This window comes from Paenibacillus sp. J5 (assembly GCF_054955055.1).
The window spans coordinates 212,936-224,691 of record NZ_JBUEDD010000010.1 but is presented as its reverse complement, the minus strand read 5'-3'; the positions used below and the strand labels follow the sequence as shown (position 1 = coordinate 224,691).

The window sequence follows — 11,756 nt, the reverse complement described above, 5'->3', positions numbered from 1 at the left end:
GTACAATAAAAATATATGGAAGATGAGGAGTGAGGCCGAATGACCGAAGATATTAATACAGGTGTTATTAGAATTTCTGATGATGTTGTTTCTACTATCGCTGGGCTTGCAGCACTGGAAACGCCAGGCGTTGCAGCCATGTCAGGCGGCATCTCGGAGGGCTTGGCCAAACGTCTGAGCGGCAGAAACGTTCAGAAGGGCGTATCGGTAGAGGTCGGCCAGTTGGAGGCTGCTATTGATCTGAGGATTATCGTACAGTATGGCATCCCCATTCAGGAGGTATGTCGTGTTCTCCAAGGGAATGTGCGCGAGGCCGTTGAGAATATGACAGGCTTGAATGTCGTCGAGGTGAATGTGAAGGTAGAGGGTGTCATCTTCAAGGATGAGGAGCAGCAGTCGGAGGAATTACCTCATCGGGTCAAATAAACAAAATTAAGAGGGAGCAAGTGCGGATCATGCACTGCTCCCTTTCTTTGTGCTCATCGCACTGTTAAGCGGTGTTAGGTAAATTCGATGAACCTAGCGTTCTGCGGGGGTTACCGCGTGCGAGGATTCGTCGTCTCCTTGGGGTGGGATATGCGTGATATGCTCAGCAATATGCCCACGCTCGCCAATGTGACCAGCAGCGATGAGCCCCCATAGCTGATTAACGGCAGCGGTACGCCCGTAATCGGCATGATGCCGGTTACCCCGCCGATATTGATAATGGCCTGAATGGCGATCAAACTAATGACGCCCGTACCGACCACCGTACCATAGAGGTCAGGGCAGCGCAGCGCAATAATGAGACCTCTCCATATGAACAGCAAATAGCAGGCCAGGAACAGCAGACTACCGATAAAGCCGAGCTCCTCGGCGATGACAGCAAAGATGAAGTCATTATAAGGATAAGGCAAATAGTGCAGCTTCTGTACCCCCGCCCCGAAGCCAGCACCGGAAAAGCCGCCGTGACCTAGGGCGAACAGGGAGTGAGACAAATGATAGCCGCTCGTCTTATAATTTTCTAGCGGATGCAAAAACGATGTGAAGCGGTCGATCCGATATCCCCATTTCTCAGGGGCGACGGTTATAGAGATGCTGACGGCCAGCGCCACCACCAGGCTGATCATAATGCCCGAATAAAAGACCTGCTTCAGGTTGGAGCCGCCCGCGATAATCATAATACCGGCGCACATCGCCAGGATGAGGCAGGAGCCGAGGTCGGGCTGGAGCATGATGAGGGAGCAGACTAATCCGACGATGACATAGACGGGGAGAAGTCCGCGCTTGAAATCGCGAAACTTCTCGCCCTTCTTCGTAATGAGTCGACCCAGATACAAGATGATGGCCAGCTTGGCGAATTCTGTCGGCTGAATGCCGAAGGTGCCGATGCCTAGCCAGCTCTTGGCCCCGTTGCGCTCCACCCCGACAATCGGAACGAGGATGAGCAGGATGATCACGAAAATAAAATAGAGAAAAAACAGCTTTTTGTAGCGTTCATACGAAATGTTCATCAACAGGAACAGCCCGATGGTGCCTACGCCAGCAAAGAGAAGCTGCCTTTTCACAAAATAAAATGCGTCGCGTCCAAACCTATCCGATACAACAGCAATATTGGAGCTGGCGCTGAAGACCATGACCAGGCCGAAGCCGACCAGTAAAAGCGTCAAGATCAACAGCAAAAAATCCGGCCTGCCCCGAGCCTGCTCCTGCTTTTTCTTCATCGGGTTAACCCCCAGGTTATGCAAGAAGCTTCTTGAGTTCCTGCAAGCGTTGTGTTGCTGTATTCAAAATTTGCTGTGGCACTGGAGACTCATAATCCAGGCCATGCGGGAACGTAGCCCGTCCGATATAGGCAGCTTCGACCTTCAGGACGGCGTAAGGCTGCTCCAGCTTGCCTTCTACAGCACGGGTGCTGACGCGCAGGAAATATTCATTTTGGTTGGCACGGTCCTCCAGCTTCAGATCGTATGTAGCACGGTAATAATCCCATTGCCACCGCACAAAGCCGAGCTTCTCAGCAGATTCATCGAGATGAGCCAGCTCGCTGGTCAAGCCGTTAAGACCGGTATTTTCAATAATCAAGGTAAAATCCCCCTCCAATTGTAGCAAAACGTTTTCTTTTATCATGATAGTATGTTTCCACGGCCAGTGCAAGCCTGCAGCGTCCGAATAAGGGGAGTCATTTTTCCTGTGGGTGGGTGCGGCTCCCCATTTGTTTCCGATTGCTCTTCTGCTAAAATAAGAACATGGGCGCTTGCACGCCTCTTTAGGACGGGAAGCCAAGCGGCATCATGATATTCAATATTTTCAAGGAGGACTTGCGGTGATGACCATACAGCTACAGGATGTCAGAAACATGCAAAGCCTCTATGCGGACATGATTGATTGGCGCAGATATTTGCACCGCCATCCAGAGGTTTCTTTTGAGGAGAAGCATACCTCAGGCTATATAGCCCGCCAGTTGGAGGAGATGGGCGCGGAGGTAACAGAGGGCATCGGCGGACATGGTGTAGTTGCGTTGATTCGCGGGAGCTTGCCTGGACCGATTGTGGCGCTGCGGGCGGATATTGATGCCCTGCCGATCCAGGATCGCAAGCAGACGGAATATGCTTCGACGGTACCCGGTGTCATGCATGCCTGCGGGCATGATGCGCATACCGCCACCTTGCTGGGCATTGCCAGATATTACATGAGCACCAGGAGCACGCTGGCCGGGGCGCGCAAGCTGATCTTTCAGCCGGCAGAGGAGGTTTGTCCAGGCGGGGCGTCAGCGATGATCGCTGAAGGTGTGCTGAACGACGTGGAGGCGATCTACGGTGTTCATCTATGGACGCCGATGGCAGCAGGCATCATAGCAACGAAGGCCGGGCCGCTCATGGCGGCGCCGGACGAGTTCACGATCGACATCAAAGGACGCGGCGGACATGGTGGGCTGCCTCATGAGACGGTGGATGCGATCGTGATCGGCAGCGCGCTGGTCGGAGCGCTGCAAACGGTGATCAGCCGCAGCGTCAATCCGCTGGAGCCGGCTGTGCTGTCAATTGGCTCGTTCCAGGCTGGAAGCACAGGCAATGTGATTGCAGAGCAAGCGCAGTTGCGCGGTACCGTGCGCACCTTCTCCCCGCAGACAAGAACGCTGATCCGCCAGCGGATGGAAGAACTGATCGCAAGTGTGTGCGCGATGCACGGCGGTGAAGGGACACTTGATTACAGAGAGGGCTATCCGCCGGTCGTCAATGACGAGCGCGAGGTGGAGCGATTCTTCAAGGTAGGAGCTGGCCTGTTGCCACTGGAGCAGGTACAGGAGTCGGGGCTGATCATGGCTGGAGAGGATTTTTCCTATTATTTGCAGCAACGCCGGGGCTGCTTCATGTTCGTAGGGGCGGGCAATCCGGACAAGGGGGCGCTCTATCCGCATCATCACCCGATGTTCGATATTGACGAGGATGCGATGCTGGTCGCTGCTAATCTGCTTATCGGTATGGCGGAGGATTACACTCATAGCAAGGATGTATAATCTCATGCTGGTCTACGCAGGTCGGGCGCGGCAAGGGAGAGTGCTGCATGCAAAGAGAGTATGATTCCGGCTTCATTAGGTCACTCTAACCGTTGGGCGGTAATGCCTAATAGAGTGAGGTTAGAGGAGCTGTGCGAATGAAGACGGTCAAGGAAATCATGACAACCGATTGTATTACTGCCACGCCGCAGGATAATCTGTATGAGCTTGCTGTCATGATGAAAAACAATGACATCGGCTTTGTGCCGATCGTCGAAGGCAAAAAACTGATGGGTGTCGTCACGGACCGCGATCTGGTCATTCGGGGCTTGGCAGAGAAGCATGCCGGATCGACAGAGGTGGCCAAGGTCATCTCCAGCGAGGTTCAGACGATTGCCCCTACGGCATCGGTGGATGAGGCGTCGGAGGTTATGGCGCGCCATCAGATTCGGCGTCTGCCGGTCGTAGAGAACGGCGATCTGCTGGGTATTGTCGCTATCGGCGACATGGCTGTTCGCGACATCTTCGCTGATGAGGCGGGGGAGGCGCTCAGTCGCATCTCGGAGCAGGATCAGCCCTCGTCGTACCACTGATACACCTGCTTCCAAGGGGCGTGGGACGCTGTGCCTCGACGGACATGGATATACGCAGGACAAGCAGCCATTCTCGGGCATTGACCCGTGAATGGCTATTTGTCGTTGTGCGCAGCACAGCGAAGCTGCTATCCAGCACGGATAAGCGGAAGGATGACGGGGAAATGGAATAAAGCGGGCGCAAATCAATCAAACTAGTTGTATAAGTAGGAGAGAGAAAGGATGGGTGGAAACTGATGCAAGCAGGCCCCATGATCGTACAGCCGGATTTTACCGTGCTGCTGGACAGGCGTCATCCACGTGCTGATGAGGCTGCGGAGCAACTGGCACGATTCGCTGATCTGATCAAGCGTCCGGGAGAGCTTCATACGTATCGGATGACGCCGCTCTCTGTATGGAATGCGGCGGCAGCCGGAATGGCGCTGGACGAGATGCTGGAGACGCTGGAGTCGCATAGCCGTTATGAGCTGCCGAGCCAGGTAGAGGAGGGCGTGGTCAATTGGGCGGGTCGATATGGCAAGCTCCGACTGCGGCGGCAGGCTGGAGGGCTGCTGCTGGAATCCACCGATCGGGCGCTGCTGGCAGAGCTTGCAGCTCGCCCGGCTGTGCGCGGCAGTCTCATCGCGCAGCAAGCCGAGGGGGCATGGGAGGTGAACCCTGCTCATCGCGGCCTGCTCAAGCAGGAGCTGATTCGCATCGGTTATCCGGTGCTCGACTATGCAGGCTACCATGCGGGCGAGCAACTGAAGGTAGACATCAGCGATGTTGAGCTGAGGGATTACCAGCGCATCTGTGTAGATCGGTTCTACCGGGAGGAGGAGGCTGGCGGCGGCAGTGGTGTGCTGGTGCTGCCATGCGGGGCAGGCAAGACAGTAGTTGGGCTGGCTTGTCTGGCGCGACTGAAATGCGCGACGCTTATTCTTACCTCTAATGCTCTGTCTGTGAAGCAGTGGAAGCGGGAGCTGCTGGACAAGACGACGCTAAAGGAGGAGGAGATTGGCGAATATGCCGGCAAAGTACGCGAGGTGCGTCCCGTAACGATCGCAACCTACCAGATTATGACCCACCGCGCGGCGGGGAGGGACGAATATGTACATATGAAGCTGTTTGGCGAGCGCAACTGGGGACTGATTATCTATGACGAGGTGCATCTGCTGCCTGCTCCGGTATTTCGGATGACCGCCGAGCTGCAGGCTACGCGCAGGCTAGGGTTGACGGCTACACTCGTCCGGGAGGATGGCAGGGAGGAGGATGTCTTCTCGCTCATCGGCCCTAAGCAGTATGACCTGCCATGGAAGACACTGGAGCAACAGGGCTGGATTGCCGGGTTGTCGTGCATGGAGCTGCGCGTGCCGCTGCTCGGAGCAGCTCTGAACCAATACAGCCAGTCGGCTCCACGGGCGCGTCAGCGTCTGGCGAGCGAGAACCCGTACAAGCTGGAGGCCGTTCGCTGGCTGTTGCGGCACCACCAAGGACAGCAGATTCTCATTATTGGCCAGTATGTGAGCCAACTGGAGCGGCTGGGCCGGGAGTTAAGCGCTCCTGTGCTTACAGGCGGCACGGCCCAAGAAGAGCGGGAGCGGTTGCTCGAAGCCTTCCGAACGGGCGTCATATCGGTGCTGATCGTTTCCAAGGTGGCGAATTTTGCGGTGAACCTGCCGGATGCAGCCGTTGCCATCCAGGTGTCGGGCAGCTTCGGCTCGCGTCAGGAGGAGGCGCAGCGGATCGGCCGTATTTTGCGCCCGAAGGCCGGGGATAATCAGGCCTGGTTCTACAGTCTGGTCACCGAAGGCACCAAGGAGGTTGAGTTTGCGTTGAAGCGGCAAATGTACATGATTGAACAAGGCTACACCTACGAATTATCCATCTGGAACGGCGGGGATCATGAAAAGGCGGCGATTCGATGAGGGCGCAAGAGATCATGCGATGGCATAATCAGGCTGCGCTGAACGACATCGTGTCGGCCGCCCCTCCGTGGGCCAAGGCGGCATCGCGTGGCCTGGACTGGCTGGGAGCGCAGCAGGATGAAGAGTCGCTGCTGGCAGCATATGAGCAGCTCTCGCGCTATGCCCGCGGTGCGCTGGAGCTTGTGCTGCGGCACTTCGGCCCCCTCCCGCTCGGCGAGGATCAGTTGCTGCGCGCTGCCGCGATCGAGGGCCGCTGGGCGGGGGCCGAGGTGCTGCTTGGGCTAGCGGAGCTTCGCCGCTTGGCGATATTGCTGGCTGCCCGCAAAACCTGGGGCGACGAAATGCTGTTCCTGCCTGCCGACGTCTTCGGGAGCTGGCAGCATATCGTCTTGCCGCTGCGGCTGCAGCCGCTCTCGCGCGAGCAGAGCCGCCTCGTGACCGCCCGCCGCGGCGCGGATAGCCAGCCGCTCAGCCTGCAGTTGCTCAAGGGGCTGCGCGCACTGGTGCCATCTTGTCTGGAGCTGACGTCGCGCGGTCTGCTGCCGCTCAAGTCGATTCGCAGACTGATGGCGCGACTGTCGATGCAGGAGGAGGAGCTGCAGAGCTGGGGCGCGGCCTTTGCCTACCGCGATGACTATCCCAAAGCAGCGGCATTTGTGCTGGATGTGGCGCTGTCGCTGGGGCTATTGAAGCCAGAAGGCAACGGCTATTGCTGGAACAGCGAGGCAGGCGAGGCGTGGCTGGCGCTCGGTGGAGCCGCGCGGGAGCATCAGCTCGCGTCCCATGTGGCAAGCCGCTACATGCTCGGCGAACCGGCGCTTGCTCGCTGCGCGGCAGCGCTGCTCCGGCTCGAGCCCGGGCGCTGGTATGCGCTGGCCGACGTGGCTGCTTGGCTGCTCGCGCCTGCCGTAAGCGGCGGCGATGCGCCAGTCGCAGAGCTAAGCGCCAGTGCAGAGGCGGCGCTCGATAGCTGCTGTGCGCTGTATGGCGCCTGCGGGTGGCTGGAGCGCGCCGAGCTGCCTGGCACCGGGCCGGTATTTCGCATGCGCCTGCCCCGAGAACGGCAGGTGGACGGGCAACTCCCGCAGCAGGCGCTATATGTGCAGCCAGACTGCGAGGTGATCGCGCCCATCGATCTGCCGTATACGCTGCGCTGGCAGTTGGAGGAGCTGGCTGGCGTGAAGACGGATGCTGCCGTCACCGTATATAAGCTCACGCAGGCAAGCATTACGCAGGCGGTTCGGTGCGGCTGGGACGAGGCGGCACTGCTGCAATGGCTGCATGCGGCGTCGCAGGGAGCGGTGCCCGGCAATGTGGCCGCCCTGGTGGGAGATTGGGCAAGGCGCGCCGGGCAGGTGAGACTGGAGCAGCAGGTGCTGCTGCGCTGTGCGGACCGCCAGACGGCCAGGCAGCTTGCCAGTGAGCGCCGGCTGAAGGGGCTGCTCGGGGAGCCGCTGGGCGAGCAGACCTTCGTGGTTGAGCTGGAGCGTCTCACAGAGCTGAGGGACATGCTGGAGCAGCTCGGCTTCCCCGCGGGTCCTGTACTCTCAGCGCCGCTGCCAGCAGAGGGAGCGAAGACGCAAGGCGGCGGCGGGAGAAGCGGGAGAGGGGCGGGGTCGGAAGCGGCAGCCGAGCTGTTCTATGATCCGCATTCCCTCAAGCACTGCTCACCTGTTGAGCCAGCGCCGCTTGCGCCTCCCCTGCCGCTTGCGCAGGCGCTGGGCAAGCTGCCCAAGCCATGGACGAGCGAGCTTCGCCGCTATCATGCTTCGACCCAGAGGGAGCTGCTGGAGCAGGCATTGCAATGGCAGACGACGGTGGAGCTTCGCACGGAGAGCTCGCTTGTGACGCTTATTCCGTCGCATATGCAAGATGGGGAGGGAGCCGATAGCTGGCGCATAGAGGGGTGGCTGAGGCAGGAAGGAGCGAGTGTGCCGGAGCGTGTCACGCTATGTCCAGGGATGTGGGAGGAGATGCGGCTTGTGCCGCCGCAGCAATGAATTCCGCTCTACATTTTATATCGTTCATGGTATGATAAGAGAGGATTGACTTTATCATACATGGAGAAGAGGTGGATAGATGCCGACTGCCGATAAGACGGCCGTTATGTCCGGCGCCGTATCCGGCTCTGGTGAACATGTTGCTTCGTTGGATATGGCAGGGTTGCTCTTGAATGCGTACCAGTTGGGAGATATGATTGTGGACTCGGCCGCTGTTGCCGATTATCTATATTGGAAAGCCGCCGTAGCGGAACATGCTGAGGTGCAGGAGCTGCAGCGGGACTTTCTGAAAGCGAAGGATCTGTTCGAGGAGTGCCAGCGCTTTGGGCGCTATCATCCTGACTATCATGCGGCCAAAGGCAAGGTGAAGGAGCTGCAGAGCCGTCTTGACCATTATGAATGCGTCAGCCGCTTCAAGGAAGCGGAGGCGGCGGTAGACAAACTGCTGTACGAGGTGTCCAGTACGATTGCCGCGGCGGTGTCGGAGACCGTGAAGGTTCCTGGCAACGAAGGCGTGTCCGGCGGCTGTGGAAGCGGTGGCTCATGCAGTTGCGGAAGCGGCGGCTGTGGCTGATCGAGGGTCGCCTGCACATGCTGCAAGGCGCTTAGGGTATGAAGTCCGTCTGCCGGTTCGAATGCAAGCTGGCAGACGGTCAATCCAGTCGACGAACGGAGGGAAGCTGTGTTTTCAGAGCGGACAGGTTATATTATTTGGGTCAGTGACCTAAAGGCGGCGCGTTCCTTGGAGAAGTACGGGAACGTTTACTATATGTCAAGAAAGATGCATTATGTTGTAATGTATATGAATGCTGACCGCGCGGAGGACACGGTGCGCAATATGCAACGGCTGCCTTTTGTGAAGCGGATCGAGCGTTCCTACCGGAATGAGATTAAAACAGAGTACAGCTCTGAGATTCAAGATAAGACCCGGTTTTACAGTCTTTAGTATGAATTTTGAACCTAAAAAGTAAATATTTTTCAATTTTATGATAAAAGTGATTTTTACTTCTATTTTCCTTCTTCTTCAATCTACAGGGAAACCGTTTGCATTTGGAAAATTCGTGATTTTTTCGTTTTAAATCTGGCTTCGACATGGTAGAATATAGAGTATCTATACGTGTATGTAAGAGGCCGGAGGAGCGTCGGTTTACTGAGAGCTTATCTAACGCAGGCATGAACAGAACGGGGCTGCTTTCCAGGGAGGAGTGGATTCGAGATGAAAGACAAAACAACCGAAAGATGGAATACTTATGAGTCATTTCATATCGTTCTTGGTGACAAAAAAGTTGCGGATGTCGTCATCACGAACCATGCGAAGATCCGGTGGGCAGACCGTGTTGAAAGTGAGAAAACAGGCTTTGAAGACATTGCTGATTTTATATGGCAGAGCTTAAAGCAAGGCCGGGTACAGCCGTATTACCGGAATGAAGAGGATGTCTATCTGATTGATGAGGATCTGGTGTTTGTTGCAGAATTTGCTACTCTCGAGGGTGAGACCGATCTCATCGGCAATCCGCTGCACAAGATGATTGTGGTAACCTTTCTCGGCAGAATGTCAGAAACGATCGAGCTGCGGGATTTGAAGTCGTATTACTCCTGGCTTCGCCATTCCAGACGGATGACGCTGATTAAGAATAGCCGCAAGAGAAAATAGCGCTGTTTCTTGTCGGAGGCGTGATGTACGGAGGGCGTGGAGCGTTCTAGCTGTGCTTCATGGCAGCAGCATCAGTTTAGCATTCAGTTCAGCATATATACTTATTTTCACAGCAGCACGTACCTAGTGGGGTACGTGCTTTTCAAATCTTGGAATGAGTGGAGCCGCAGGCGGGCGGCTACAGCGTCGGACAAGCAGCCGTAGTCGCTCATCAGCAATCTACACGGATGGCTTGAGCTGTTGGCTCTACGTAGGGGGATCGTAATGGCACTTAATTTTCATCAACTGCACATCTTTTACACGGTTGCAGAGAAAGGCAGCTTCTCGGCAGCAGCGCAATCACTGCATATGACACAGCCTGCCGTAACGATGCAAATCCAGTCGCTGGAGGACTATTTCGGAACGAAGCTGCTCCAGCGCTCGACCAAGCGGATCGAGCTGACCGAGGCAGGCCGGGCGCTCATGCCGTATGCAGGCCGGAGCATCGAGCTGATCCGGGAGACCGACGCGGCAATGTCCAAGTTCACTCGCCAGCTCAAGGGTCGCCTGCAGCTTGGCGCCAGCCTGACGATCGGCGAATATATATTGCCGCGGCTGCTGGGACCGTTCGGTCAGGAATATGCGCATATTAACATCAGCATGAAGGTGATGAACACGGCGCAGATCATGGAGGAAATATTGAATCACCAGCTTAATTTCGGCTTGATTGAGGCTCCTGTCAATCACCCGGATATGCATATGGAGGCAGTGATGAGCGATGAGCTTCATCTGATCGTGTCCGCAGGGCATCCGCTTGCAAGCAAGGACAAGGTCAAGCTCGAAGACGTCATAGCGTATCCGTTCGTACTGCGGGAGCAGGGCTCGGGTACGAGGCTGGTGATGGAGGAGGAGCTGCGCAGCAAAAATATTGATCCGGCAGCACTCAAGATCGTAATGGAGCTCGGAAGCACCGGCGCTGTCAAATCGGCCGTCGAGGCGGGGCTCGGCGTCTCCTTTGTATCGGCCTCCTCGGTCAAGCATGAGGTGGCTCTAGGTTTGATCCATGTGGTCGAGCTGGAGGATGTGCGATTCAAGCGCCAATTTTATTCCATCTATCTCAAATCGGCGCTATTGCCCATCTCGGCGGTTACTTTCCTTACTTTTCTGAGAGAGAGGGATCTGCAACAATGGCTATAGATAAATCGTTGACCGGAAGAAATGGCGAATCCATGGAGAACCTTGGAAGTCGGGCCGATCTGCATGTTCATACGACGGCTTCGGATGGAACGAATAAGCCTTACGAGGTCGTGCGCAAGGCTGCCAAGAAGGGGCTGGCTGCACTGGCTGTAACCGATCATGATACGATGGCCGGGGTAGAGGAGGCGCTGAGCGCAGGGCAGGAGCTGGGTGTGACGGTCATTCCCGGCGTCGAGATCAGCTCTTCCATGAATGGCAAGGATATTCATATTCTCGGCTATTACGCCGATCTACATAATCGGGAATGGCAGGAGCGGCTGGAGCAACTGCGCATGGGTCGCGCGCGGCGCAATGAGCAGATTATTGCCAAGCTGCAGCAACACGGCATCGCGATTACGCTGGAGGAGGTTCATGAAGCGGCTAGGCGTGCGGCGGCTGAGCAGAGCAGTAGTGGAGACAGCAACGGCGAGTCGGGGAATGGAAAAGGGAAGGGGCGCAGTGTCGGCAGGCCGCATATCGCGGCAGTGCTGGTGGAGAAGGGCGTTGTTCCCAGCATGTACGAGGCGTTCGAGCAATGGCTCGCCTCAGGCAAGCCAGGCTATGTGAGCCTGCCGCGCGTAACGCCATTTGAAGCAGTCGATTGGATTCGCGAGGCAGGAGGCATCAGTGTCATTGCCCATCCGGGGCTATATGGGGATGATGCGCTGGTGGAGGAGATTATCCGTTATGGGGCGAAGGGCATCGAGGTGGCTCACTCGGAGCATTCACCGGAGGACGAGGTGCGTTATTGTGCCCTGGCCAGACGGTACGGGTTGATCGAGACGGCTGGTTCGGATTACCATGGAGAGCGTGAGGGTGTTGTATTTCACGGGGAGCTGGGCAGCAAGACTGTAGATGTCCAGTTGATCCGTCGGCTGCGGCAGATGTAAGCGGAGCGAGGTTCCTGAA

The 11,756-nt window shown here is 56.7% G+C and carries 12 protein-coding genes; 10 read left to right on the top strand and 2 right to left on the bottom strand.

Features of this window, described 5'->3' with window-relative positions; genetic code table 11:
* Positions 1-39 precede the first annotated feature (39 nt).
* Positions 40-426, top strand: coding sequence for an Asp23/Gls24 family envelope stress response protein (locus ACY1JZ_RS19180; RefSeq protein ID WP_270172055.1), 387 nt, complete (start codon positions 40-42; stop codon positions 424-426).
* A 110-nt stretch (positions 427-536) separates the two neighbouring features.
* On the opposite strand, the gene ftsW is transcribed toward ACY1JZ_RS19180, so the two are convergent.
* On the bottom strand, positions 537-1,703 hold the full coding sequence (gene ftsW / locus ACY1JZ_RS19175) for a putative lipid II flippase FtsW (RefSeq protein ID WP_462630518.1): 1,167 nt from the start codon (positions 1,701-1,703) through the stop codon (positions 537-539).
* A 16-nt stretch (positions 1,704-1,719) separates the two neighbouring features.
* Positions 1,720-2,064 carry a YugN family protein gene (locus ACY1JZ_RS19170; protein WP_270172051.1) on the bottom strand — a complete coding sequence of 115 codons (345 nt, stop codon included), beginning with the start codon at positions 2,062-2,064 and terminating at the stop codon, positions 1,720-1,722.
* Between the two features lie 244 nt (positions 2,065-2,308).
* On the opposite strand from ACY1JZ_RS19170, the gene ACY1JZ_RS19165 reads away from it, so the two are divergent.
* From ACY1JZ_RS19165 to ACY1JZ_RS19125, 9 genes are all read left to right on the top strand, one after another.
* On the top strand, positions 2,309-3,499 hold the full coding sequence (locus tag ACY1JZ_RS19165) for an amidohydrolase (RefSeq protein WP_462630517.1): 1,191 nt from the start codon (positions 2,309-2,311) through the stop codon (positions 3,497-3,499).
* A gap of 137 nt (positions 3,500-3,636) precedes the next feature.
* Positions 3,637-4,071 (top strand): CBS domain-containing protein, encoded by a 435-nt coding sequence (locus tag ACY1JZ_RS19160; RefSeq protein WP_462630516.1) that lies wholly within the window; start codon positions 3,637-3,639, stop codon positions 4,069-4,071.
* Positions 4,072-4,307: 236 nt separating this feature from the next.
* On the top strand, positions 4,308-5,978 hold the full coding sequence (locus tag ACY1JZ_RS19155) for a DNA repair helicase XPB (protein ID WP_462630515.1): 1,671 nt from the start codon (positions 4,308-4,310) through the stop codon (positions 5,976-5,978).
* Positions 5,975-7,978 (top strand): helicase-associated domain-containing protein, encoded by a 2,004-nt coding sequence (locus tag ACY1JZ_RS19150; RefSeq protein ID WP_462630513.1) that lies wholly within the window; start codon positions 5,975-5,977, stop codon positions 7,976-7,978. Before ACY1JZ_RS19155 ends, ACY1JZ_RS19150 begins: the two co-directional genes overlap by 4 nt.
* A 79-nt stretch (positions 7,979-8,057) precedes the next feature.
* Positions 8,058-8,552 (top strand): YlbF/YmcA family competence regulator, encoded by a 495-nt coding sequence (locus tag ACY1JZ_RS19145; protein ID WP_462630512.1) that lies wholly within the window; start codon positions 8,058-8,060, stop codon positions 8,550-8,552.
* 108 nt (positions 8,553-8,660) lie between these two features.
* Positions 8,661-8,924, top strand: a complete 264-nt coding sequence (locus ACY1JZ_RS19140; RefSeq protein ID WP_462630511.1) for a YlbG family protein — start codon at positions 8,661-8,663, stop codon at positions 8,922-8,924.
* A 270-nt stretch (positions 8,925-9,194) separates the two neighbouring features.
* Positions 9,195-9,632 (top strand): hypothetical protein, encoded by a 438-nt coding sequence (locus ACY1JZ_RS19135; protein ID WP_270172036.1) that lies wholly within the window; start codon positions 9,195-9,197, stop codon positions 9,630-9,632.
* A 264-nt stretch (positions 9,633-9,896) separates the two neighbouring features.
* Positions 9,897-10,808: a selenium metabolism-associated LysR family transcriptional regulator gene (locus tag ACY1JZ_RS19130; RefSeq protein WP_462630510.1), complete on the top strand. Its 912-nt coding sequence runs from the start codon at positions 9,897-9,899 to the stop codon at positions 10,806-10,808.
* A complete protein-coding gene (locus ACY1JZ_RS19125; protein WP_462630508.1) occupies positions 10,799-11,737 on the top strand; it encodes a PHP domain-containing protein in 939 nt (312 codons plus the stop codon). Before ACY1JZ_RS19130 ends, ACY1JZ_RS19125 begins: the two co-directional genes overlap by 10 nt.
* Positions 11,738-11,756: the final 19 nt, after the last annotated feature.

What these genes read in the sequence shown, in the direction of transcription:
- ACY1JZ_RS19125 (WP_462630508.1), top strand. Translation starts at nt 10,799, where the DNA reads ATGGCTATAGATAAATCGTTGACCGGAAGAAATGGCGAATCCATGGAG.
- ACY1JZ_RS19135 (WP_270172036.1), top strand. Translation starts at nt 9,195, where the DNA reads ATGAAAGACAAAACAACCGAAAGATGGAATACTTATGAGTCATTTCAT.
- ACY1JZ_RS19150 (WP_462630513.1), top strand. Translation starts at nt 5,975, where the DNA reads ATGAGGGCGCAAGAGATCATGCGATGGCATAATCAGGCTGCGCTGAAC.
- ACY1JZ_RS19160 (WP_462630516.1), top strand. Translation starts at nt 3,637, where the DNA reads ATGAAGACGGTCAAGGAAATCATGACAACCGATTGTATTACTGCCACG.
- ACY1JZ_RS19130 (WP_462630510.1), top strand. Translation starts at nt 9,897, where the DNA reads ATGGCACTTAATTTTCATCAACTGCACATCTTTTACACGGTTGCAGAG.
- ACY1JZ_RS19155 (WP_462630515.1), top strand. Translation starts at nt 4,308, where the DNA reads ATGCAAGCAGGCCCCATGATCGTACAGCCGGATTTTACCGTGCTGCTG.
- ACY1JZ_RS19180 (WP_270172055.1), top strand. Translation starts at nt 40, where the DNA reads ATGACCGAAGATATTAATACAGGTGTTATTAGAATTTCTGATGATGTT.
- ftsW (WP_462630518.1), bottom strand. Translation starts at nt 1,703, where the DNA reads ATGAAGAAAAAGCAGGAGCAGGCTCGGGGCAGGCCGGATTTTTTGCTG.
- ACY1JZ_RS19145 (WP_462630512.1), top strand. Translation starts at nt 8,058, where the DNA reads ATGCCGACTGCCGATAAGACGGCCGTTATGTCCGGCGCCGTATCCGGC.
- ACY1JZ_RS19165 (WP_462630517.1), top strand. Translation starts at nt 2,309, where the DNA reads ATGACCATACAGCTACAGGATGTCAGAAACATGCAAAGCCTCTATGCG.